Source organism: Actinomadura fibrosa, assembly GCF_900659615.1.
Classification (GTDB): Bacteria; Actinomycetota; Actinomycetes; order Streptosporangiales; family Streptosporangiaceae; genus Spirillospora; species Spirillospora fibrosa.
Genome location: NZ_CAACUY010000046.1, coordinates 1 through 23,642 on the forward strand (window position 1 = coordinate 1; position 23,642 = coordinate 23,642).

At 73.7% G+C, this 23,642-nt stretch carries 22 protein-coding genes and 1 pseudogene; 19 read left to right on the plus strand and 4 right to left on the minus strand.

Annotation, left to right across the window (positions count from 1 at the left end):
* Positions 1–103: 103 nt before the first annotated feature.
* Together E1300_RS52545 and E1300_RS52550 are read left to right on the plus strand one after the other, a co-directional pair.
* Positions 104–922 (plus strand): annotated as a pseudogene (locus E1300_RS52545) (Sco1979 family transcriptional regulator); the annotation flags it as partial.
* Between the two features lie 51 nt (positions 923–973).
* A complete protein-coding gene (locus tag E1300_RS52550) occupies positions 974–1,663 on the plus strand; it encodes a PP2C family protein-serine/threonine phosphatase (RefSeq protein ID WP_242619223.1) in 690 nt (229 codons plus the stop codon).
* A 54-nt stretch (positions 1,664–1,717) separates the two neighbouring features.
* Here the strand turns inward: E1300_RS52550 and E1300_RS52555 are convergent, their stop codons facing one another.
* Together E1300_RS52555 and E1300_RS18030 are read right to left on the minus strand one after the other, a co-directional pair.
* Positions 1,718–2,797: a barstar family protein gene (locus E1300_RS52555; RefSeq protein WP_242619218.1), complete on the minus strand. Its 1,080-nt coding sequence runs from the start codon at positions 2,795–2,797 to the stop codon at positions 1,718–1,720.
* A 26-nt stretch (positions 2,798–2,823) separates the two neighbouring features.
* Entirely contained in the window at positions 2,824–4,308 is a 1,485-nt protein-coding gene (locus tag E1300_RS18030) for an MFS transporter (RefSeq protein WP_131758184.1), read from the minus strand.
* Between the two features lie 235 nt (positions 4,309–4,543).
* Between E1300_RS18030 and E1300_RS18035 the strand changes: the two genes are divergently transcribed.
* On the plus strand, positions 4,544–5,053 hold the full coding sequence (locus E1300_RS18035) for a hypothetical protein (protein WP_131758185.1): 510 nt from the start codon (positions 4,544–4,546) through the stop codon (positions 5,051–5,053).
* Between the two features lie 15 nt (positions 5,054–5,068).
* On the opposite strand, the gene E1300_RS18040 is transcribed toward E1300_RS18035, so the two are convergent.
* Positions 5,069–5,875, minus strand: coding sequence for an SAM-dependent methyltransferase (locus E1300_RS18040; protein WP_131758186.1), 807 nt, complete (start codon positions 5,873–5,875; stop codon positions 5,069–5,071).
* Between the two features lie 46 nt (positions 5,876–5,921).
* The gene (locus tag E1300_RS18045; protein ID WP_131758187.1) at positions 5,922–7,010 is read right to left on the minus strand and encodes a hypothetical protein; all 1,089 of its coding nucleotides are present in this window, start codon (positions 7,008–7,010) and stop codon (positions 5,922–5,924) included.
* Positions 7,011–7,193: 183 nt separating this feature from the next.
* On the opposite strand from E1300_RS18045, the gene E1300_RS18050 reads away from it, so the two are divergent.
* The 16 genes from E1300_RS18050 (at position 7,194) to E1300_RS18125 (ending at position 23,548) form a co-directional block, all read left to right on the plus strand.
* Complete coding sequence (locus E1300_RS18050; protein WP_131758188.1) at positions 7,194–7,679, plus strand: GNAT family N-acetyltransferase; 486 nt, start codon at positions 7,194–7,196, stop codon at positions 7,677–7,679.
* Complete coding sequence (locus tag E1300_RS51610) at positions 7,676–10,153, plus strand: MFS transporter (RefSeq protein ID WP_207399819.1); 2,478 nt, start codon at positions 7,676–7,678, stop codon at positions 10,151–10,153. The genes E1300_RS18050 and E1300_RS51610 overlap by 4 nt, the downstream gene beginning before the upstream one ends.
* On the plus strand, positions 10,150–10,815 hold the full coding sequence (locus E1300_RS18065) for a response regulator (RefSeq protein WP_131758189.1): 666 nt from the start codon (positions 10,150–10,152) through the stop codon (positions 10,813–10,815). The genes E1300_RS51610 and E1300_RS18065 overlap by 4 nt, the downstream gene beginning before the upstream one ends.
* Positions 10,816–10,914: 99 nt before the next feature.
* Entirely contained in the window at positions 10,915–11,136 is a 222-nt protein-coding gene (locus E1300_RS18070; protein ID WP_131758190.1) for a DUF7489 domain-containing protein, read from the plus strand.
* A gap of 304 nt (positions 11,137–11,440) precedes the next feature.
* Positions 11,441–12,235, plus strand: coding sequence for an ABC transporter ATP-binding protein (locus tag E1300_RS18075; protein WP_131758191.1), 795 nt, complete (start codon positions 11,441–11,443; stop codon positions 12,233–12,235).
* Positions 12,236–12,251: 16 nt separating this feature from the next.
* Positions 12,252–12,890, plus strand: coding sequence for an SRPBCC family protein (locus E1300_RS18080; protein ID WP_131758192.1), 639 nt, complete (start codon positions 12,252–12,254; stop codon positions 12,888–12,890).
* Complete coding sequence (locus E1300_RS18085; protein WP_131758193.1) at positions 12,887–13,759, plus strand: HpcH/HpaI aldolase family protein; 873 nt, start codon at positions 12,887–12,889, stop codon at positions 13,757–13,759. The genes E1300_RS18080 and E1300_RS18085 overlap by 4 nt, the downstream gene beginning before the upstream one ends.
* Positions 13,756–14,784: an amidohydrolase family protein gene (locus E1300_RS18090; protein WP_131758194.1), complete on the plus strand. Its 1,029-nt coding sequence runs from the start codon at positions 13,756–13,758 to the stop codon at positions 14,782–14,784. Before E1300_RS18085 ends, E1300_RS18090 begins: the two co-directional genes overlap by 4 nt.
* A complete protein-coding gene (locus E1300_RS18095; RefSeq protein WP_131758195.1) occupies positions 14,781–16,421 on the plus strand; it encodes a thiamine pyrophosphate-binding protein in 1,641 nt (546 codons plus the stop codon). Before E1300_RS18090 ends, E1300_RS18095 begins: the two co-directional genes overlap by 4 nt.
* Positions 16,421–17,260, plus strand: coding sequence for a substrate-binding domain-containing protein (locus E1300_RS50120; RefSeq protein WP_165502895.1), 840 nt, complete (start codon positions 16,421–16,423; stop codon positions 17,258–17,260). The genes E1300_RS18095 and E1300_RS50120 overlap by 1 nt, the downstream gene beginning before the upstream one ends.
* Entirely contained in the window at positions 17,248–18,411 is a 1,164-nt protein-coding gene (locus tag E1300_RS18100) for a DUF3500 domain-containing protein (protein ID WP_165502896.1), read from the plus strand. The genes E1300_RS50120 and E1300_RS18100 overlap by 13 nt, the downstream gene beginning before the upstream one ends.
* Positions 18,408–19,274 (plus strand): hypothetical protein, encoded by an 867-nt coding sequence (locus E1300_RS18105; protein WP_131758197.1) that lies wholly within the window; start codon positions 18,408–18,410, stop codon positions 19,272–19,274. The genes E1300_RS18100 and E1300_RS18105 overlap by 4 nt, the downstream gene beginning before the upstream one ends.
* Positions 19,275–19,304: 30 nt before the next feature.
* Positions 19,305–20,279 carry a substrate-binding domain-containing protein gene (locus tag E1300_RS18110; RefSeq protein WP_131758198.1) on the plus strand — a complete coding sequence of 325 codons (975 nt, stop codon included), beginning with the start codon at positions 19,305–19,307 and terminating at the stop codon, positions 20,277–20,279.
* Between the two features lie 25 nt (positions 20,280–20,304).
* Positions 20,305–21,165: an amidohydrolase family protein gene (locus E1300_RS18115; RefSeq protein WP_131758199.1), complete on the plus strand. Its 861-nt coding sequence runs from the start codon at positions 20,305–20,307 to the stop codon at positions 21,163–21,165.
* 92 nt (positions 21,166–21,257) lie between these two features.
* Positions 21,258–21,962, plus strand: coding sequence for a GntR family transcriptional regulator (locus tag E1300_RS18120; protein WP_131758200.1), 705 nt, complete (start codon positions 21,258–21,260; stop codon positions 21,960–21,962).
* Positions 21,959–23,548 (plus strand): carboxylesterase/lipase family protein, encoded by a 1,590-nt coding sequence (locus E1300_RS18125; RefSeq protein WP_207399820.1) that lies wholly within the window; start codon positions 21,959–21,961, stop codon positions 23,546–23,548. The genes E1300_RS18120 and E1300_RS18125 overlap by 4 nt, the downstream gene beginning before the upstream one ends.
* Positions 23,549–23,642 lie beyond the last annotated feature (94 nt).

Below are 23,642 nucleotides of genomic sequence, written 5' to 3' on the forward strand. Positions count from 1 at the left end.
GGGCACGCGCCGCCGCCGCCCGCGCCCGCTGCGCGGCGCCCGCCCCGGCCCGGGGAGGTGGGAGGTGACCGTCGAACGCCCGTCGGGCTCGACCGTCCTCCGCATCGTCCTCGGCCAGGAGCTGCGGCGCCTCCGCGAGGCGGCCGGGCTGACCCGCCACGAGGCCGGCGACAGCATCCGCAGCTCGGAGTCGAAGATCAGCCGGATGGAGCTCGGCCGGGTCGGCTTCAAGGAGCGGGACGTCGCCGACCTGCTCACCCTGTACGGCGTGACCGACCAGGCGCAGCGCGACTCCGTCCTGGAGAAGATGCGCGAGGCCAACACGCCGGGCTGGTGGCACCGCTACCGCGACGTGCTGCCCTCCTGGTTCCAGAACTACGTCGGGCTCGAAGAGTCGGTGTCGCTCATCCGGACCTACGAGATCCAGTTCGTCCCCGGGCTGCTCCAGACCCCCGACTACGCCCGCGCGGTCATCCGGCAGGGCAACCCCGACGCGTCCGCCGCCGAGATCGAGCAACGGGTCGACCTGCGCCTGCGCCGCCAGGTGCGCCTCTCCGAACCCGATGCCCCCTGGCTGTGGGCCGTCATCGACGAGACGGCGCTGCGCCGCCCGCTCGGCGGCCCCGCGACGATGCGCGGCCAGCTGGAGCACCTCATCGCCCTGTGCCGCCGGCCCCGCACCACGATCCAGGTCATGCCGTTCCGGTTCGGCGGCCACGTCGCGGAGGGCGGCGCGTTCAGCATCCTCCGCTTCCCCGAGCCGGACGTGCCCGACGTCGTCTACCTGGAGAACCTCGTCGGCGCGCTGTACCTGGACAAGCCCGACGAGGTCGACATCTACCTCGGCACGATGGAACGGCTGTGCCTGGACAGCACCACGCCGGAGTCCACGCCCGACGTCCTGGCCGACATCCTCCGCGAGGAGTACGGGACGGGCACGGCCACGCACACCATCCCCCAGCGCGGCGGAACGGTGCGCACGGAGAGCTGCCGCCTTCCGGCCACGCCCCGGATCAAGGGCGATCTCGACGCCGTCCTGCCCACGCCCTTCGGCACCCGCATCCTCGTCGGCGACGTCCTCGGCCCGCCCGAGACCGCCGAGCGGACCGCGGCCGGCGCGCTCCGCGCCTTCCGGCAGCTCGCGCCCAACGAACCGAGCCTGCCGGGCCTGGTCGAGCGGATGCGCTCCGCGCTCCTCCCGGAGCTGGGCGACGAGGAGTTCGTCACCGCCCTGCTGCTCACCGTCCACGACGACCACGCCGAGCTGGTGTGCTGCGGGAACCCGCCGCCTCTCCTGCTCCGCGAGGGGCGGGTCTCGCCGCTCGACCCCCTGCCGGCCTACCCGCCGCTGACCCTGCTCGACCTCGGCGACCAGTGGTGCGAGACGACGACCGTCCCGCTGCGTCCCGACGACCGGCTGCTCCTGCACACGTTCGGCCTGCTCCAGGCGCGGGACGACCAGGGGCGCGCCTACCCGCTCGCGGACCGGGTCACCGCGCTGCGCGCGGGCGGGCCGGCCGTGGCGCTGGAGGACATCGAGACCGACCTGTTCGACCACACCGGAGGCGACCTCAGCCTCCAGACGGCGCTCCTGCTCGCGCGCTTCGACCGCCAGGCCGCCCCGCGCAAGACCCGGCAGCGGACGGCACGGGCGAGCGACTGACACGTCAGGACCTGCGGGCCGCCCGCACCCGTCGGCGTCCACGGCGGGATCGCGTCAGGCGAGAGTGACGTTCATACCGCCTCGCGCCAGGACGTCCAGGACCTCGGCGAACAGGTCGAAGGGCCGCCCCTCCGGGGTCAACCGGTCGGACAGGTGCTCGCGCGCGGTCGCGGCGTCCCGCCAGAGCAGGGTCGCGGGGGCGGTGTATCCGAACCTGCCGCGCAGGCAGTCGTCGAGGGCGTCGAGCCCGCCGCCGAAGTAGCCGCCCGGCCCGTTCACCGCCTCGCCGAGCGCCAGGTAGAGCCCCGGTTCGTCGGTCGCGTGCCGGCCGTCGAGGACGTAGGCGTGACCGGCCGGCCGGTCGGCGCGGGCGCGCCGACCGGACCGCTCCCGCACGAGGGCGAGCCAGACCCCCCGACGGCGCGTGTCGAGGTCGGCCCAAGCGCCTTCGGTGCCCGGCGCGCCGGCGAGCCACCGCTCCCAGACGGGCCGGGCGTGGTCCGGAACCGGGGCGAAGAGCGTCCCTTCGAGTTCGAGATCGATCACGTCCCTTCCGTCGCGGGAGCGGCGCCAGCCGCCGACGCTGGCCCACAGGAGCCGCTCGGTGAGCGGCGCGCCTTGGCGGTCCCGTATCTTCAGGGCCACCTCCTCCAGGTTCAGCGCCCGCCGGGTGCCCTTCGCCAGCACCGCGCGCAGCTCGTTACTCGGCGTGAGCTCGCGCAGGACGAGCCGCGGCACCGTCCGCTCGGGCGGCAGGACGCGGACCACTGCCCGGCACGAGCCCAGCCATCGTTGCTCGTCGTGCGCGCGGACCAGACCGTCGTAGCTCTCGGGCGGACCCTCGTAGTCGTCCGAGCCGGTCAGCACGAGGCTTCCGGAATGCCGCCCAAGACTCTCCACGTCTTCCAGCAGCCAGGGACCGAGTGCCTCGTCCTCCGGCACCAGCCACACGCGGCGGCTGATCCAGCCCCGCACCTCGGCGCCCTGCGGTTCCCAGTCGACCAGTTCGTACGTCTCGTGCCAGGGCTCCTCGAAGAGCCCGTCCACGGCGGTGCACGTCCCCCAGACGGTGCCGTGCTCCGTGTCCGCCAGCGTGTACTGGCCGCGCCCGTGTCGGCCACCGTCCTCGTGCACGGCACAGATCATCCCGTACCCGGCGTTCAGTGGGCGACCAGTGTCTCGGGATCCGCCGCCTCCTCCGCGGCGGGCCGGATGTCGGGGCGGGAGGTGTTCATCAGGACGGCGACGATCAGGGCGCCGACGACGATGATCCCTGCGGCCCAGGCGCTCGCCGTCCCGAAGCCCTCCACGGCCGCCTGCCGGGCGATGGCCGGGGTCGCGCCGTGGGAGGCGAGGTAGTCGGCCGTGGCGGTGGTGGCGATGGTGTTGAGCAGGGCGGTGCCGATCGAGCCGCCGATCTGCTGGGCGGTGTTGACGCAGGCCGAGGCGACGCCGGCCGCGTTCGGGTCGATGTCGTGGGTGGCGTAGTTGAGGGCCGTCGGCATGATCAGGCCGGAGCCGAAGCCGAGGAGGAGTCCCGCGATCAGGACGCCGCGCGCGTAGGGGGTACCGGGCTCCAGGGTGAGCATCCACAGCATGCCGCAGGCGACGATCAGCATGCCGGGGACGATCAGCGCGCGCGGGGGAACCCTCGGCAGCAGCCGGGTGGTGAGCCCGGCGGCCGAGACCAGGACCGTGGTGACCATCGGGAGGAAGGCCACGCCCGTCCGGATCGGCGAGTAGCCCTTGACGGCCTGGAGGTAGTAGGTCATGAAGAGGAACGCGCCGAACATCCCGATGACGGCGATGCCCACGGTCAGGTAGGCGCCGCCGCGGGTGCGGTCGGCGACCACGTGCGGCGGCAGCAGCGGCCCCGCCGTCCGGCGCTCGACGAGCGCGAACACCGCGAGCAGCACCGCGCCGGCGGCCAGCAGGCCGATGGTCCGCGGCGAGTCCCAGCCGTCGGACTCGGCGCGGCTCGTCCCGTACACGACGGCGACCAGCCCGGTGGTCACGAGGAGCACGCCGGGAAGGTCGAGGCGGGCCTTGCCGGTGCGGTGCGACTCCGCCACCAGCGCGGTGGCGCCGACCGCCGCGACGAGGGCGAGCGGGATGTTGACGTACAGGCACCAGCGCCAGTCCAGGTAGTCGGTCAGCGCCCCGCCGGCCAGTAGCCCGACCGCGCCGCCCGCGGCGGAGATGGCGCCCCAGACCCCGAACGCCTTGGCGCGGTCCTCGGCCCGGGTGAACGTCACCGTCAGCAGCGACAGGGCGGACGGTCCGAGCAGCGCGGCGAAGGCCCCCTGCAGCGCGCGGGCGACCAGCAGCAGTTCGAAGCCGGTCGCCGCGCCGCCGAGCGCCGACGCCCCGGCGAAGCCGAGCGCGCCGACGAGGAAGGTCCGCCTGCGGCCGGCGCGGTCGGCGATCCGGCCGCCGAGCAGCAGGCTGCCGAACGCCAGCGTGTAGGCGGTGATGATCCACTGCCGGTCGCCGTCGGAGATCCCCAGATCCCGCTGGAGCGACGGCAGGGCGATGTTCACGACGGTGGCGTCCAGAACGATCATGAGCTGGGCCAGCGCGATGAAGAACAGCGCGGCCCAGCGGCGCGGCGCGGCCGCCGGGGCCTGCGCCCTCGTGGTTGCCATGACTTCGTCCTCACTCGTGGTGCGTGCCGCGCGGACCGGCCGCGCGGCGTCCTGACGACCACGAGACGCCGGTGGCCCGAGCCCTGTGACGGCCGGTGCCCTGTGACCTGCGCCACCGCCCTCAGGTGTCACAGGGCGGCGAGCGCCGGCGTCCCGTAACCGGCGCGTTGTGAACGAGATCGCGTCCGCGGGCGTCGAAGCAGGTGCCGGGGCTCCCCTCGTACGAAGGACGCGAATGTCACAACGCAAGGTGAGCCCTGCCGGCGCGCTCGTCGCGATCGGCCTCTGGCTCGTCGTCGCCCTGCTTCCCCTCGTCTTCGGCCTCGCGGACGCGCGCCTGGCGTTCGGCCTCACCGGCACACCGGGCACGGCCACGGTGGAACGATGTATCCACTACGGTTCCGGCAAGCACTCGCGCACCGACTGCCGCGGCCGCTTCGTCTCCGACGACCGCGCCGCGGCCACCCGCACTGTGGGGCTGCCTCCCGAGTCCGACGAGGGCGAGACCTTCCCGGCCCAGCTCAGGCCCGACGGCGAGCGGGCGCGCCCGACGGACGCGAAGGGCCGCCTGTCCACGCTGGCCCTGCCCGCCCTGGGGCTGCTCTTCCTGGTTCCCCTTCCCTGGGGGCTTCTGTACCTGTTCACCGATCGCCAGCTGGGCCGGTTCACCCGCTACCTGATGGCCGGCGCGGCGACGGCACTGGGCGCCGTCTGCCTGGTGGGCCTGACGGCCGCCAACCTCTGAACGCCCGGCCGTCCGTCAGGGCTTGCGGGCGACGCCGCCCCACATGCCCGTGGTGGCGGACGGCGGCGCGTCGCCGTCGTCGGGGCGCCAGTCCTGAACCGGCACGACACCGGGGTCGAGCAGATCGAGCCCCGAGAAGAACGCGGTGACGCCCTCGCGCGTCCGGAAGGTCACCTTGAAGCCCATCGCCTTGGTCAGCGCGTCCTCTGCGGCGGCCATCTGCTCGGGCATCTGGTCGACGCCCGGGTGGGTGACGGCCAGGAAGCTGCCGGGCGCGAGGGCGTCCATCAGCGTGCGGACGATCGCCCGCGGGTCCTCGTCGTCGGGGACGCAGTGCAGCACGGCGATCAGCAGCAGCGCCACCGGGCGGCCGAGGTCGAGCAGCCGCGCGGCCTCGTCGAGGATCCGGCCGGTGTCGCGGAGGTCGGCGTCGACGAACGAGGTCGGCGCCGTGACCCCCGCCAGCAGGGCCCGCGCGTGCACGAGGACGATCGGGTCGTTATCGACGTAGACGACGCGGCTGCCGGGGTCCTCGGCCTGCGCCACCATGTGCGTGTTGTTCGCGGTGGGGATGCCGGTGCCGATGTCGAGGAACTGGGTGACGCCCTGCCGGGCCAGCGTCCGGACGGCCCGGCGCAGGAACGCCCGGTTCGCGGTGACGCCCGGCTTGATCGTCGGAGTCGCCGCCATGACGCGCTCGGCGGCGGCCCGGTCGGCGGCGAAGTTGTCCTTGCCACCCAGCCAGTAGTCGTAGATGCGCGCGATGTGCGGGGTCGTGGTGTCGATCCCGCGGGGTGCGCTCTCCTGCTCGCCACCGGGCATGCGGGACAGGGTAGTGGTTTCCCGGCCAGGCCGGGCGTCCCGCCGGTCAGCGCTGCGGGATCTTCTGCTCGCGGGTCCAGAGGTCGATCAGTTCCATCGTGGTGTCGTTGTGGGTCTTGACGTTGACCTGGTCGCCGTTGTGCTCCATGTCGACGCCCACGGCGCGCAGGTCGGGGACCTGGCCGCCGGCGAGCGCCCGCTGCTCGGGCTGCCGCTCGTAGGCGCCGGGGCGCCACCAGTAGAGCTGCGCGGAGATCGGCTTCTCGCCGTCCCCGGCGAACGTTTGGGCGAGCCGCTGCATGATGTCCATCGCCTGGAAGATCACCGTCTCCCCGATCTCGTGGACGAAGACGTACTCCGGCAGGGGGAACGCGACCAGGGCGCCGACCCGTCCGGGCCGCACGTGCCGGCCCAGGACATGGACGTGCGCCCCGACGTACCGGTGCTGCCCGCCGATGATGACCATCGGGACGCCGCCGTACTCCTTGCGCTCGGTGTAGTGCTCCTCCTTCTCGATCGCGGCCCGCAGGCCGGCGGCGAAGGCCTCGCTCTCCGGGACGCCGCCGAGCTCGGTCCGGTTCACCGGGCGGATCGTGTCGGGGAGGTCCTCGGCGACGGCCTGGACCAGGCCCTGCGCCAGCGGGCGGATGAGCATCGCCTCGCGCAGGCCGGGCGGCTGGTCGAACGCGTCGGACGGGTAGAGCCGGACGCGCAGGGTCCCCGCCTCGATCATCCGCCCGATCTCGGACGTCCCCGCGCCCTGCCCGGCGGGGGGCCGCTGTGCCTGCGGCGCGGGCGCGGCTCCTGGAGTCCACGGGGACGGGGCGGGGGACGGGGACGGGGCGGGAGGCGGGGACGGGGCGGGAGGCGGGGCGCCCCACGAGGGCTGGGCCGCGGAACCGGCCCTCTTGGTCCGCTGCTTGAGGACCACCGCCTGGGCCCACTGGGCGGCGTATCCCGGAAGGGCATGCGGGGGAGTGCGGCCGGCGAACAGCCGCCATTCCGCGATGTTCACCGAGCCCTTGTCGCCCTCGGGGAAGCGGATGATGAGCGAGTCGGCGGTCTCAAGGTAGGCCGTGCACCCGTGGCCCGAGAAGGCGTGGATCAGAGCGACGGCGGCGTTGTCGGGGTGCACTGTTCTCCTCGCGGGTCCTCGTTCCGGTGGCGGAGAGTCACCGCAACGATGCCATGGCCAGGTGATCATAGGGCAGGGCGCGGGTCGGACGCCCCCTCGTTCCGGCCCGGCCGCGCGGCCGGTCCAGCGAACCCCCCATGTAAGGGTTGATGTGCACAAGCCCCTTACCGCACGCTGGCCCGCATGACGGATCGCACCGGTGTACGGCCGGCAACCGACGACGACATCCCAGAGCTCGTACGCCTGCGGGCGCTCCTGTTCGGCGAGCTCGGCGGCGACTTCTTCAACCCCTCCTCGGCGGGCGACGACTGGCGCGCCGCCCTGGCCGCCGTCCTGAAGGACAAGCTGAAGCACGACGACACGCGGATCCTGGTCGTGGACGGCGACCGCGACGGCGCGCTGGCCGCCTGCGCCATCGGGACCGTCGAGCAGTGGTTCCCCGGCCCGCACTCGCGCAACGGTCGGATCGGGCACGTCATCGGCGTGGTCACCGACCCGGCGCACCGGCGGCGCGGCCACGGCCGCGCCCTGATGGACGACCTGCTCCGCTGGTTCCGGGAGCGCGAGGCCGTCCGCGTGGACCTGTACGCCTCCCGGCAGGCCGAGCCGCTCTACCGGGACCTCGGGTTCTCCGACCACCCCGACCCCGCGCTGTGCTGGCGCCCATGACCCGGCTCCGGCCGCGCTGGGGCGCCGGTCGCGGAGGCGCCGGCCCGCCGTCCCGCCGGGCACGGGACGGCACGGCCGGCGACGGCACGGCCGGCCGCGACGCCTGGCGGTACAGGTGGACCGTCCTGGGCGTCGCGACGTTCACCCAGGCCGCCTCCGGCTTCTTCGTCCAGGGCATCGGGGCGATGGGCGTCCAACTGCGCGAGGACTTGCAGTTGAGCACCGCTCAGCTGGGCCTCCTGCTCTCGGCGTCCCAGCTGGTCCCCCTGGTCGGGCTGCTGGTCGCGGGGGAGCTGCTGGACCGCTACGACGAGCGCTGGGTCGTCGGCGCGGGGGCCTGCGTCGTCGCCGCGAGCCTGGGCGCGGGCGGCCTGGGGCAGGGCTACGTGTTCCTGCTGGTGGTCCTGCTCATGGTCGGCGCCGGGTACAGCACCGTCCAGCCCGGCGGCAGCAAGTCGGTGGCGTCCTGGTTCCGGACGTCCCAGCGGGGCCTGGCGATGGGCGTCCGGCAGGCCGGCGTGCCGCTGGGCGGCGTCGTCGCGGCGGCCGTGATGCCCGCGCTGGCCGCCGCGCACGGCTGGCGGTCGACCTTTTTGGCCGGCGGGCTCGTCGCGCTGGCCGGGGCCGTGGCCTTCATGGCCCTGTACCGCCGGCCACCCGTCCCGGACCTCGTCCGGGACGGGGCCGGCCGCGCCCCGGAGCCGCCGGACGCGCCGGGCTCGCGGCTCGGTGCCCGGCTGCGGATGCTCCGCGAACCGGCGATGGCCGAGATCGTCGCGTCCGGCGTCTGCCTGGTCTCGGTGCACAGCGGCATCGGCGTCCTGACCGTGCTCTACATGCACGAGGCGGCGTCCGTCGCGGCGGGCCCGGCGGCCCTGGTCCTCGTCGCCTCGCAGGCGGCGGGCGTCGCGGGACGCGTCTGCCTGGCGGCCTGGAGCGACCGCCGCGGGCCGGGGCGCCAGGCCACCGTCCGGATCTGCATGGTCGCCGCGGCCGCGGCGATGGCGGTGCTGATGACCCCCGCCGGGCACGAGCCCGCGGTCGCCTGCGCGCTGTTCACCTGGCTCGGCTTCTTCGGCATCGGCTGGTACGGGCCCTGGGTCACCCACGCGGCCGAGTCGGCGCCGCCGGGGCGCACCGGGTTCGCGCTCGGCCTCGTCATGGCCGTCACCCAGACCGCCGTCGTGCTGGCTCCGTTCCTGCTCGGCCTGCTCAAGGACGTGACCCACAGCTTCGTACCGGTCTGGGGTGCCCTGACCGCGATGACCGTCCTCGCCCTGGCCGTCACCTCGCTCCGGGACGCCGCCGCGGTGCCTGCCCGGATGCGCGTGCTGCTAGCGTCGGTCATCGTGCCGGACCGGTTCGAGGCGACGCTGCCAGCGAGGTGGCGCACGCTGCTGGTGGGGTGCGCGTTGGTCCTGCTGGCGCCGTTGGCCTTCGTCCAGCCCCACGGGCTTCCCGGCGAGTTCGGACGGGCCGCGCTGATCGCCCTCTTGATGGTCCAGGCGGGCGCCGTCTGGTGGGTGGGCGAGCGTCCCGCGGCGGTCACCGCGGCGGTGCTGGCCGCCGGAGCCGGGATCCAGTACCTGTATCCGGACGCCGGGCTCGGCATCGCGCTGGTCGTCGTGAGCACCTTCGCATGGATCCGTCCCGCTCGCGAGTCCCTGTGGGGGCTGGCGGGGGCGCTCGTCCCCGCCGTCGTCCTGCCGTGGGCGACCGGGCACGCCCTGCACGCACTGCTATGGCCCGCCGCCGCGCTGCTCGCCTGGAGCTGGGGAGCGCTCGGACGGGCCCGCTCCGCCCAGCGCCAGGCCGAGGCGCGGCGCGCCGTCCTGGAGGAGCGGGCCCGGATCGCCCGCGAGCTGCACGACGTCCTCGCCCACACGGTCTCGGTCATGGTCGTCCAGGCGGCCGCGGCGGACGACGTGTTCGACGCCGACCCCGCCAGGGCCCGCCAGGCGCTGCGCGACCTGGAGACCTCCGGCAGGGAGGCGCTCGCCGAACTGCGCACGTTCCTGCGCACCGTCCGGTCCCTGGACGGCGAGTCCGCCCTCGACGCCGACGTCCCCGCGGCGCCTCCGCCGGGCCTCGCCGACCTCGACGTCCTGACCAGGCCCCTCGCCGCGGCGGGGCTGCGCGTGACGCTGCACGCCGAGGGACTGGACGACCGGACGCTGCCCCCGGGAGTCGAGTTGTCGGCCTACCGGATCGTGCAGGAGTCGCTCACCAACACCCTGCGCCACGCCCGCGCCAGCACCACCGACATCACCGTCGCCGCCACCGACCGCGAGCTGACCATCGACGTCCGCGACGACGGCACCGGCGGCGGCCGCCCGCCCGGTCTTGGAACGGGCCAGGGCATCGCCGGCATGCGCGAGCGCGCCGCGACGCTCGGCGGGTCGCTGGCGGCGGGACCCGACCCGGCCGGGGGGTTCCGCGTCCGCGCCCGGCTGCCGCTGGGAGGGCCGCCATGACCATCAGGGTGCTCGTCGCCGACGACCAGGACCTGGTCCGGGCCGGCTTCTGCATGATCCTCGACGCCCGCGAGGACCTGGAGGTCGTCGGCGAGGCGGCCGACGGCGACGAGGCCGTCCGGGAGGCCGCACGGCTGCGCCCCGACGTCGTCCTGATGGACGTGCGGATGCCCGGCACCGACGGCGTCACCGCGACCCGGCGGATCACCGCCGCCGCCGACCCGCCGAAGGTCGTCATCCTGACCACGTTCGACCTGGACGAGCCGCTCTACGCCGCGCTGCGGGCCGGGGCGAGCGGCTTCCTGCTCAAGGACGTCCGCCCGCCCGAGCTGGCCGAGGCCGTCCGGGTCGTCTCCCGGGGTGAGGCGCTCCTGGCCCCGACCGCCACCCGCCGACTCCTCGACCGGTTCGTGGCCGTCCAGCCGAACGAGCCCGCCTCACCGGACCGGCTGGCCGAGCTCACCGAGCGCGAGGCAGAGGTGCTCGCGCTGGTCGCCCGGGCCGCGTCCAACGCCGAGATCGCCCGGCATCTGGGCCTCGCGGAGGCGACCGTGAAGACCCACGTCTCGGCCGTCCTGCGCAAGCTCGGCGCCCGCGACCGCGTCCAGGCCGTGGTGATGGCCTACGACCTCGGTATCGTCCGCCCCCGCCCGTCAGCCTGAAGTCGCACCTCGAAGACCCGACACGCGGCCGAGGCCCCGGACCCGCCGTCTCACTAGCGTCATCAGGGGAAATGAGAGCCGCACACGGAGGCAGGTCGGATGTTCAGGTCGCGCCGGACGCGCAAGGACGAGGCATGGGAAGGCGTCGTCACCGCCAAGTCCCGCAACATGCCGGACGGGTCGAATCTCTACCACTACGTCGAGGTCGCCTTCAGCGACGGCAAGACCAGGAAGATCCGCGTCAAAGGCTCGCTCTGGGAGTCGCTGCGCCCCGGCGACCAGATCGTCAAGAACGCCGGCTCCGACCCCGTGAAGGGGTAGCCGCCCGGCGGCGTCGCCCGCCGTGATGTGACCGACCACGACGTTCTCCTGCCGGGCGCCGCGCTGTACAGCGCGGCGCCCGGCTTTTTGGCGTACTCGGCCAGGACGGGCCGTCTGGGCGCTTCGCATGTAGCTCACGTTCAGACGACGCGGAGCTATTGTCCAACAATCTCTCAGGTGCTCGCGGGAGCCCTACGTCCATTGTGCCCCCTTTCCAGCGAGATCCTTGCTGTGAGGTGTCTGACATGTTACGTTCCTCGCATCGCTTGTCGGACAATCCGACCGGGGTACCAGGAGGGGAACGATGTCGACCAACCCCCATGCGGAGGCCCTCCGCTTCGAGGACGTCACGCTCCGGTTCCCGGGGGCGCGCCGGGCGGCGATCGAGGACGTCTCGCTCCAGGTCGGGCGCGGCAAGTTCGTCGCCGTGATCGGGCCGTCCGGGTGCGGCAAGAGCACGATCCTCAACCTCGCGGCCGGGCTGCTCGCGCCGACCGAGGGCGAGGTCCACTTCGCGGGCGAGCGCGTCACCGGCGTCAACTCGGCGGCGGCGTACGTGACCCAGCAGGCCAACCTGCTGCCCTGGCTGAGCGTGCGGTCGAACATCGGGCTCGCCCTGAAGTTCCGCAAGGTGCCGAAGGAGGAGCGCGAGGCGCGCGTCGACCACTGGGTGAGGCTGGTCGGGCTCACGGGCTTCGAGGACCACTACCCCCGCGAGCTGTCCGGCGGCATGCAGAAGCGCGTGTCGATCGCCCGGGCGCTCATCTACGACCCGTCCATCGTGCTGATGGACGAGCCGTTCGGCCCGCTGGACGCCATCACCCGGCTGAAGCTCCAGCAGGACCTGCTCAACCTCTGGGAGGAGCAGAACGGCACGCTCGTCTTCGTCACGCACGACCTGAACGAGGCGATCTACCTCGCCGACGAGGTCATCGTCATGTCCAGCGGCCCCGGCACGGTCCGGCGGGTCCTGGACGTGCCGTTCGCGCGGCCCCGCACCATCGGCTCCCTCGTCGAGTCGCCGGAGTTCGCGGAGCTCTACAACGACCTGTGGGGCCTCTTCACGTCCGAGCTGCAGACGACCGACGCCACCGCGTAGAGACCGAGGTTCCACGTTGATATCGATCACCGAGACGATCGACGTCCCGAGCCCGCCGGAGCGGGTGTGGGAGGTCATCTCCAGCCCCCCGGACGTCGTGTCCTGCATCGCCGGCGCCGAACTCGGCGAGGCGCACGGCGACGGGTCCTTCGACGGCGCGCTCGTCGTCAAGTTCGGGGCGGTCCGGGTCAGGTTCCGCGCCCGCGTGCACCTGGAGCTGGACGAGACCGCACTCCGGGGGATGCTCACGGCCCGCGGCAAGGACGGCCAGGCCGCGACCCGCTTCACCGCCGAGGCGACCTTCCACGTCGCCGAGGACGGGAACGGCTCCAGAGTGGCCATGAACGGCGAGGTCCAGCTCACCGGCAAGCTGACCTCGCTGATCGAGGCGGGCGCCGGCGTCGTCGTCTCCCGCATGACCAAGGACTTCGCCGCGCGGCTCGTCGAGCGGTGCGCCGCGCCCGCCGGACCGGAGGCCGCCGCGGCGGTACCGGCCGGGTTGTCCACGGCCCCCAAGGCAACCGCCACGAAGACCGCGCCGGCCGCGCCAGCCGGAACGGCCACACCGGCCAAGCCGGCCGCTCGGATCCGCGCCTGGTGGGCGGCGCTGTGGAGCAGGCTCGCGGAGCGTTCCAGCCAAGGAGGTAGGGCGTGACCGGGCTCAACGGGATCGTCCGCGAGCTGGAGGCGGGGCGGCACGCCTTCGCGAGCTTCGCGCCACCGGACCCGGCCGCCGCCGTGGAGTTCGCGACGGCCGGGTACGACGGCCTGGTCTTCGAGATGGAGCACAAGCCCTGGGACGTCGTCGGCCTCAAGGACAGCCTCCAGTACCTGCTGAACCGCAGGCAGATCGCGACCGCGGGCGACCTCGCCCCGGCGGTGACGCCGCTCGTGCGCATCCCCGTCAACGGCGCGGAGAAGGGGCAGTGGCACGCCAAGCAGGCGCTCGACCTCGGCGCCTACGGCATCGTCTGGCCGCACATCACGACGGTGGACGAGGCCCGCAACGCGGTCGCGGCCTGCCGCTACCCGCGGCCGCCGGACGCGCCGCGCTACGAGCCGGCGGGCGTGCGCGGGGACAGCCCGGCCGCCGCGGCCCGCTACTGGGGCCTGACCAACGCCGAGTACTACGCGAAGAGCGACGTCTGGCCGCTGGACCCGGACGGCGAGATCCTCGTCGCGCTGATGATCGAGGATCAGCTCGGGATCGGGAACCTCGCCGCCATCCTCGACCAGGTCCCGGGGATCGGGCTGGTCGTCATCGGGGAGGGCGACCTGAGCCAGGAGCTCGGCGTGCCCCGCCAGTACGAGCACCCGAAGGTCCTGGACGCCAAGCGCCGCGTCCTCGACGTCTGCGGGGAGCGGGGCGTCGCCGTCGGCCATCCGCACGTGACCGCCGGCAACGTGGAGGAGGTCATCAAGGACGGCTACCGCTTCCTGATGTCCGCCCCCGTGCGCTCGTATCCGGGCCTCGACCGGGGCCGCGAGCTGACCGGCCGCGCCGGGGGAGGGCGAGCGCGTTGATCATCGACTGCCACGGCCACTTCACCACCGCGCCGAAGGCCCTCGGGCACTGGCGCGAGCGGCAGATCAAGGCCTTCGGCGAGGGCGTGCGGGTAAGCCCGGACGAGCTGGAGATCACCGATGACGAGATCCGCGCCGCCATCGGGAACGGCCAGCTGAAGCTGCAGAACGAGCGCGGCACCGACCTCACGCTCTTCTCTCCGGGCGCCGGCAAGATGGCGCACCACTACGGCGACGAGCGCACCAGCCTCGACTGGTCCCGGGTCGCCAACGACCTGATCGGCCGGGTCTGCGGGCTCTTCCCCGACCGGTTCGCGGGGGTCTGCCAGCTTCCGCAGTCGCCGGGCGAGGCGCTCGCCGCGTCCGTCCGCAACTCGGTCGAGGAGCTGGAGCGCTGCGTGGAGGAGCTCGGCTTCGTCGGCTGCCTCCTCAACCCCGACCCGTCGGACGGCTACTACCAGGCCCCGCCGCTGACCGACACGGTCTACTACCCGCTCTACGAGAAGATGGTCGAGCTCGACGTCCCCGCGATGGTCCACGTGGCGATGTCGCGGAACGACGCCCTCCAGGGCACCTGCGCGCACTACCTCGCCGGCGACACCGCCGCCTTCATGCAGCTCTGCACGTCGGACCTGTTCGAGAAGTTCCCCGGCCTGCGGTTCGTGATCCCGCACGGCGGCGGCGCGGTGCCCTACCACTGGGGACGCTACCGGGGCGTCATGCAGGACCGGGGCCTGCCGCCCCTGGAGGAGGCGGTGCTCGGCAACGTCTTCTTCGACACCTGCGTCTACCACCGCCGCGGCCTGGAACTGCTGCTCGACGTGGTCCCCGCGGGGAACGTGCTGTTCGCCTCGGAGATGATCGGCGCCGTCCGCGGCGTGGACCCCGAGACGGGCCGCAACTTCGACGACGTGAAGTTCCTGCTCGACGGCATCGACATGACCGCCGGGGACCGCGCGGCGGTCTACGGCGGCAACGCGCGGCGGGTGTTCGCCCGCCTGGAGTCCCGGGGGGTGGCGGAGTGAAGGCCTACGAGGCGATGGCCGAGGCGTTCGTCAGGGAGGGCACGACCGACGTCTTCGGCATGATGGGCGACGCCAACATGCACTGGATGGACGCGCTCGCCCAGCGCGGCGTCCGCCTCTACGAGGTCCGGCACGAGGGCTCCGGCCTCGGCATGGCCGACGGCTGGGCGCGGGCGGCGGGACGGCCGGGCGTCGTCACGACCACCAGCGGTCCCGGCGTCTCGCAGCTCGCCACCTCGATGCTGTGCGCGAGCCGCGCCGGGACCCCGCTGGTCGCGTTCTGCGGCGAGACCGCGTGGGGCGACGAGGGCGCGGTGCAGTACCTCGACCAGCGCCGGTTCGCCGCCGCCATCGAGTGCGGCTTCGTCCACCTGTCGAAGGCGGACCAGGCCGAGGAGGCCGTGCAGCGCGCCTTCTACCTGGCCCGCACCGAGAACCGGCCGGTCATGCTGAGCGCGCCGATCGACGTGCAGGTGCAGGCGTACGAGCCGGGCGACTACATCCCGTCGTCCGACCTGCTCCCGGCGTCCCGGCCGCTGCCCGACCCGGCCGCGATCGAGGCCGCTCGCGCGCTGATCGAGGGCAGCAAGCGCGTCGTCGTCATCGCGGGACGGGGCGCCCGCCGCGCCGGGGCCGGCGAGGAGATCCTGGAGCTCCAGGCGAGGACCGGCGCGCTGCTCGCCACGACGCTCCAGGCCAAGAACTGGCTGTGCGACCGCACCGAGTACCACGTGGGGCTGTCCGGCCTGTTCGGCAGCAAGCCCGCGCAGGAGCTGCTCCAGGAGGCCGACTGCGTGGTCGCGGTCGGCGCGAGCCTGAACCACTACACCACCGAGCACGGCTACCTCTATCCCGAGGCCCGCTACGTGCAGATCGACACGGCGCCGAACGTCGTGATGGGCACCGGCAGGCCCGCCGACTGCTACGTCCAGGCCGACGCGGTCACCGCGCTCACCGAGCTGAACCGGGCCCTCGGCACGACGCGTGTGGAGGGCTTCCACACCGCCGAGACGAGGAGCCGGCTGACCGGCTGGCTCGACGCCCCGATCGACTACGTCGACGAGCCCGGGCGCATCGACCCCCGCGAGGCGATCAAGGTGCTGGACGCGGCGATGCCCGGGGAGTTCGACCTCGTGCTCGGCAGCGGCCACCAGACCGACTTCGGCACGATGCTCTTCCAGCGGTCCCGCCAGGTGACGTCCAACTACGGCATGTTCGGCGCGATCGGCCAGGCGCCGCTGCTGACCATCGGCCAGATCGTGGCGACCGGGCGGCCCGCGTTCGTGGTCGAGGGCGACGCGAGCTTCCTGATGCACCTCCCGGAGTTCGAGACCGCGTGCCGCTACGGCCTGCCGCTGCTGGTCGTCGTCATGAACGACGAGGGTCTCGGCGCCGAGTACCACAAGCTCGGCGCCAAGGGCCTCACCAAGGACCTGGCGATCATCCCGAACCCCGAGCTGGGCGGGGTGGCGCAGGCCCTCGGCGGCGGTGGCGCGACCGTGCGGAGCGCGGCGGAGCTGGAGGCCGCCGTCGCCGAGTACGTCGCCGACCCGCGCCCCTTCGTGATCGACGTGCGGATCACGCGCGAGGTGCTGAGCGTCCCGTACCGGCGCCTCTGGTACGGCGAGGACGTCTGATGAGGATCGTGCTGGGCGACTACCCCCGCGTCCGCGCCGTCAAGGACCTTCCGGGGCACGAGTTCGTCGAGGTCAAGCCGCTGTACGCCGCGTTCGCGCGGATGGTGCGGAGGCTGGAGTTCGACGTCTGCGAGCTGGCGCTCGCGACGTACCTCCAGGCCAGGGACAGCGGCGTGCCGGTGACCCTGCTGCCGGTCGTCATGATCGGCGGCACCCACCACCGGTCGCTGACCCGCCTCCCGGACGCGCCGGCCCTTCCGCCGGACGGGCTCCGGGGCCGCCGGGTCGGCGTCCGCTCCTACAGCCAGACCACCGGCCTGTGGGTGCGCGGCCTGCTGCGCGAGGAGTACGGCGTGGACGCCGCCGACGTCACCTGGGTCACCACCGAGGAGCCGCACGTCGCGCAGTACACCGAGCCGCCCTACGTCGAGCGGTCGGACGCGGCGAGCGTCGCGGACCTGCTGAAGGCGGGCGACGTGGCGGCGGCCGTGCTCGGCCCGCGCGCCGCCGGCGGGCAGGGCGCGGGCCTCGTGCCGCTGATCGAGGACGCCGAGGCGGCCGGGCGCGCCTGGGTGGAACGCCACGGCACCGTCCCGGTCAACCATGTCGTCGTCGTCCGGGACGCCGTCCTGGAGGAGGACCCCGAGGCGGTGGACGAGATCTACGCCGCGCTGAAGGCGGCGACCGCGGACGCCGAGCCGCCCGTGGGCGCCGGGTGGAGCGACGAGCTCGCGAAGGCGCTGGAGATCGGCGGCCGGTACGCCGTCGAGCAGGAGCTGGTGCGGGCGCCCGTCGACGTCGCCGCGATCGAGGAAGGAGCGGCCCGATGGTCGGAGTGAGGCCCGGGATCGGGATGCGGCACCGCACCGGCGCGTACACCCGCGAACCCGACGAGTGGACGCCCGAGCTGCTGGAGAAGGTGGCGTGGCGCCGCGAGGCCGCCGCCGAGCCGTTCCGCGGCGTGGCGACGTCCGCGGGGATCCGGCCCGGTCTGTTCCCGCTGCGCGCCACCGGCCTGGACGTCGAGCCGCAGCGCAGGGCCGCCGAGGACTACCTCGCCCTGCTCACGCCCAAGGAGCTGGCGGAGGGCCGGTTCCCGATGGACGACGTGACGTGGCGGCACTGGGCCAACGGGGCCCGCTACTTCCTGCGCCACGGCCTGTGCATGGAGGACCTCGGCGAGCCCGCGCGCCGCGCGATCATGACGATCCTGCGCCGGAGCCTCAGCCCCTACGGCTACCAGCAGGTCGTCGACCTGATGCACCTCAACCTCACGGTCGGCGAGCTGCGCGGCGAGGAGCACCTGCTCAACGAGTGGATGTACTGGTTCAGCCTCTACGGCGAGCCGGAGGACGGCGGCCCCTGGGGCTGGCAGATCGACGGCCACCACGTGAACGTCAACTGCGTCTTCGTCGGCGACCAGATGGTGCTGACCCCGACGTTCCTGGGCGCCGAGCCGGTGGTCGCCGAGGCCGGGAAGTACGCCGGGACGGTCGCGTTCCGCCGCGAGGAGGCCATCGGCCGCGCGCTGTTCACCGGCTTGACCGACGCCCAGCGCGACCGCGCCGTCATCGCCGGCGAGCTACCCCGCGGCCTGTACGCCGGGGCGTTCCGCGACAACTGGGAGATGGACTACGCGGGCCTGCCGCTCAGCGAGCTGACCATCGAGCAGCGCGAGACCGCCGTCGACCTCCTGGACCTGTACGTCGGCCGCGCGGGGGAGGGCCACGCCGAGCTGCGCATGGCGGAGGTGCTCGGGCAGGAGACCTTCTTCGGCTGGGCCGGCGACCCCGCGGACGTCTTCTACTACCGCCTGCACAGCCCCGTGCTCCTCGTCGAGTTCGAGCACCAGTGGGGCGTGATGTTCGACAACGACGAGCCGATGCGGCACCACATCCACACCGTCGTGCGCACCCCCAACGGCAACGACTACGGCGCCGACCTGCTGCGGCAGCACCGCGAGCGGCACCACGCGAAAGGCAGCGAATGAAACTCGTCATCGGACGTGACGACCTGGCGCGGGCCGCGGTCGGGGCCACGGGCGCCGAGCGGCTGGCCGTCAAACCCGTCCACAAGGCGTCGAAGAGCTTCGTGAACGACCAGGCGGTGGACCTTGCCGAGCTGGCGATCGTGACGCTGCTCCAGGCCGTCGCGCACGGCAAGCCGGTCGTGCTGCTGCCGGTCACCGCGCTGGGCCGCTTCCAGCACCAGACGCTCGTGACGATCGGCGCGCTGACGGTCGCCGACATCGAGGGACGCCGCGCCGGCGTCCGGTCGTGGAGCCAGACCACCGGCGTGTGGATGCGCGGCTTCCTGGCCGAGCAGTACGGCGTCGACCTGCGCGCCGTCGACTGGGTGACCTACGAGGGCGCCCACGTCGAGGAGGCGCGGGACCCGGAGTTCGTGACCCGGGCCCCGGCGGGCGCCAAGCTCCAGGACGACTTCCTGGCCGGACGCCTCGACTTCGGGATCATGGGCAACGAGCTCCCCGCCGACGACCGGATCCGCACCGCGATCCCCGGCGCGTACGAGGCCGCCGCCGAGTGGTCGCGGGCCACCGGCTTCGCCCCGGTCAACCACGTGCTCGGCGTCACCGAGCAGGCGGCGCGGGAGCACTCCGCCGCCGTGTGCGCGGCGTACGACGCGATGCGCGAGGTGATCGCGGCGCGACCGCGCGGCGACGCGCCGGTGGACCTGCACCCCGTCGGCTTCGCCGCGCTGCGCGGACCGGTCGCGCGGGCGGCGGCGTACGCCCTGGACCAGGGCGTCCTGCCGCGGCCGGTCGAGTACGGCGAGCTGGTCGAGGCGTCCTGCGCGGCGCTCGGCGTGCCCGCGGCCCGGCTCGGCGGCTGACTTCCCCCGGATCCGTCCAGAAGGAGTGTGATGGACAAGCTGACGGTCGCCTTCGGCGACTACCCGCACGCGAACGGCCTCGACGTGGCCGGCTACCGGGTCGAGCCGGTCGAGGTCCGCCCGATCATCGGCGCCTACCGGCGGATGATCCGCGACCTGGAGTTCGACGTGTGCGAGCTGGCCCCCGTGTCGTACCTGATGGCGGTGCAGGCGGGCGTGCCGCTCACCGCCGTCCCCGTCTTCCTCAACCGGCGCTTCCACCACGGCGACGTCCAGTGCGCCGCCGGCAGCGGGATCCGCGTGCCGCGCGACCTGGAGGGCCGCCGCGTCGGGGTCCGCGCGTACACGGTGAGCACCGGCGTCTGGGTGCGCGGCATCCTCGCCGAGGAGTACGGCGTGGACGTCGGCGCGATCACCTGGGTCGTCGATGACGAGGACCACGTCGAGGGCCGCGCCCCCGGCAACGTGCGGCGGGTCGCCGACGGCCGCTCGCTGGGCGGGCTGCTGCGGGCCGGCGAGATCGACGCCGCGTTCAGCGGCAACGCGGGGACCGGCCGCGCGGGCGCCCCCCGCGCGGGCTGGGCCGCCGCCGAGCCCGAGCGTGATCCCCGCCCCGGCGCGGACGGCCCCTACCCGCTGTTCGCCGACGCCGACGTCCTCGGCGTGGACCACTACCTCCGCACCGGGATCTACCCGCTGCACTCGGTCGTGGCGCTGCGCGCCGAACTCGTCGAGCGGGACCCGGACCTCCCCACGAAGCTGTACGCCGCGCTGGCCGCCGCCAAGCAGCGCCAGGTCGCCGCCGATCCGGCCTGGTCGGCGCAGAAGCGCTTCGCCAGGCAGGCGCTCCAGATCAACGGCGACCCCGCGCCCTACGGCATCGCCCGCAACGAGCCGACCCTGTCCGCGCTCGTCCGCTACTCGCGCGAGCAGGGCCTGCTCGACGCCGACTTCCCCGCCGACCCGAAGGCGCTCTTCGCCGCCGGCGACTACCCCGACGCCTGATTCCGCCCGAGAGGGGACTTCTCACATGGACGTCGTCGACGCGCACTGCCACATCATCTCCGCCGATGAGGACGCCTACCCCAGGGCGCCGCTGGGCGGGAAGCAGTCCGACTGGGCCGCGACCCGGCCGGTGACCGCCGAGGGCATGGCGGCCCGCATGAACGAGGCCGGCATCGCCCAGTCCGTCCTGGTGCAGGCCACCACGGCCTACGGCTACGACAACTCCTACGTCGTCGACAGCGCCCGCAAGGAGCCGGGGCGGTTCATCGCCGTCGGCACCTTCGACCCGCTGCGGCCCGATGCCCCCGCGGCGCTGGCGGAGGCCGTCGGCACCGGCGGGCTCTCCGGCGTGCGGCTGTTCACGACCGGCAGCACGATGCAGACCCAGGGCGAGTGGTTCGCCGCCCCCGAGTCGTACGCCTTCTGGGAGAAGGCGCAGGAGCTGGACGTGCCCGTCTGCCTCCAGATGCGGCTCGGCCCGGCGACCGCGCAGGCGGAGGAGGTGCTGGACCGCTTCCCTGGCGTCCGGGTGCTCCTGGACCACATCGGCTACCCCGACATCGCGGCGTCCCCGGCCAAGGCGGGGGAGGAGGTCGCCGCGCTGGCCCGGCACGAACGCCTCCACCTGAAGCTGACCCACCGCAACCTGGAGCGCCTCCAGGACGCGGGGGAGCGGGCCGCCGACTTCCTCCGGCCGGTCGTCGGCGCCTTCGGCGCGGACCGGATCGCGTGGGGGTCGAACTGCCCCGCCGCCGAGCAGTCCCTCCCGGATCTGCTGAAGCTCGCCGAGGACGTCCTCGCGGTCCTGCCGGATCATGAGCGCGCGGAGATCCTCGCGGGCACGGCGCGCCGTCTGTACCCGGAACTCGCCAAGGCCGACCGCTAATTTCGACACGTCGGATCCACGGGTGCGGCGCTCCTCCCGGACGGCACCGGATCCGGCAGCGGCCGGCTCGCCGAGACGAACAGGTGATCATGATGGATTCCAGCGGACACAACGGCGTGGCCGAAGCGGGCCGCGGCTCGCGGACGCGGCACGACGAGGCCTACGAGGGCCTGCGGTCGCTGCTGCTGTCCGGCAGCATCGCGCCGGGCACGCGGCTGACCGAGGCCGACCTGACGAGGATGTTCAACGTCTCGCGCAGCACGATGCGGGCGGTCCTGGTCCAGCTGACGCAGGAGGGCTTCGTCACCAGCGAGGTCAACCGCGGCGTCCGCACGCGCAGCTTCTCCGTCGAGGAGGCCTTCGACATCCTGGAGGCGCGCGAGACGCTGGAGTCCGCCCTCGCCGGCAAGGCCGCGGAGCGGGCCACCGAGGAGGAGATCGAGGCGCTGCGCCGCACCCTCGACGACATGGCGGACTGCAAGGCCCGCGGCGACCAGGAGGGCTACTCGCGGGGCAACCGCCGGTTCCACCAGCAGGTGAAGGAGGCCGCCCACGCGAAGACCCTCGCCCGGGCGTACGACACCCTCCTGTATCCGCTGGTGATGCGGCAGTACCGCAACCTGTCCGCGCGGCACCCGCGCGGCGGGTCGCTGGAGGAGCACCAGGCCATCCTGCTGGCGATCGTCACCCGCAACCCCGAGGCGGCCATCGCCGCGATGCGCCACCACGTCGCCTCGGCCCGGCGCGCCCTGCTGCTCCAGACCAGCGAACCGTCCGACGAGCGGACGTCACCATGATGCGGCAGCCGGTGGCGATCGACTCGGGCCTGGTCGAGGGCTGCCCATGCCGGGACCGGTCGGTGACCGTGTTCCGCGGCATCCCCTACGCCGCCCCGCCGGTCGGCGACCTGCGCTGGCGCCCGCCGCGCCCGCCCGTCCCGTGGGACGGCGTCCGCGAGGCGCACACCTTCGGCCCGATCTGCCCGCAGCCGCCGGGCGCCGAGCTGGACGGCCTGGACCTGCCGATGAGCGAGGACTGCCTCACCCTCAACGTCTGGACGGGAGCCGGGTCCGCCGCCGAGAGCCGGCCCGTCCTGGTGTGGATCTACGGCGGCGGCTTCCGGCTCGGCACCGGCGCGAGCCCCCGCTACGACGGCGAGAACCTGGCGCGCAAGGGCCTGGTCGTCGTCACCTTCAACTACCGGCTCGGCGCCTTCGGCTTCCTCGCCACGCCCGAGCTCAGCGCGGAGTCCGGGCACGGCGCGTCCGGCAACTACGGGCTCCTCGACGGCATCGCCGTGCTGGAGTGGGTCCGGCGCAACATCGCGGCGTTCGGCGGCGACCCCGGCCGGGTGACGGTCGCCGGGCAGTCCGCGGGCGCCGGAACGGTCAACTTCCTGGCGATGTCGCCGCTGGCCAAGGGCCTGTTCCGGAACGCGGTCGCGCAGAGCCACGCCCGGTACTCCCGCGACCCCGAGCTGCGCTACCTGTCGACGTCCTACCGCACCCTGCCGGACGCCGAGAAGGCGGGCGCCGCGTACGTGGAGGAGCGCGGGACCAGGTCGCTCGCGAGGCTGCGCGAGCTGCCGTGGCAGAAGCTGCTGGACGGCGTGGCCGTGGACCCGGCCGTGCACACCGGCGGCCCCGCCAAGCCGCTGCTGTTCCGCCCGGTTGTGGACGGCTGGGTGATCCCCGCTGGCTACGACGAGACGTACGCCAAGGGCCTGCAGAACGACGTCGGCTACATCGCCGGCGGCAACCTCGACGAGAGCGGCGCCGTCCCCGAGGGCGCGCTCGCGGCGTACCGCGCGGCGGGCCGGCGGAACCGGCGGCCGGGCATGCCGCCGGTGCATCTGACGCTGGACGGCTTCGTCGCGGCGGCGCACGAGAGGTTCGGCCCGCTGGCCGCGGAGTTCCTCGCGCTCTACCCGGCCGCGACCGACGCGGAGGCCGCCCGGGCGAGCAGCGCGGCGATCCGCGACAACGCGCGCGTCTCCACCTACCTGTGGGCGGCCGACTGGTCGAGGCGCACGACCCGTCCCGTCCGCACCTACTTCTGGACGCACCGGTCGCCCGCGGACGGCCGGGGCCACCGGAGCGCCTCGCACGGCTCCGAGATCGACTTCGTGTTCGGCAACCTCGACCCCCGCGCCGCCGCGTGGACCGCCGGGGACCGCGAGGTCGCGGAGACCGTGTCCGGCTACTGGGCCAACTTCGCCGCCTCGGGCGACCCGAACGGCCCGGGGCTCCCGCACTGGCCGGCCTACGAGCCGGGCTCGGAGACGGTCATGGAGATCGGCGGCCGCTTCGGGCCGATCCCGATCGCCGAACCGTCCCGATCCGCGTTCTGGAAGCGCTTCTTCCAGACCTGGCGAGCGTGGTGACAGGAGGAACCGCCACCATGACCACCCCCTTGAGAACACCGGCCCCCCTCCGGACCCAGGAGGCGGCCGACCACATGAGCACCGGCCCCGGCGG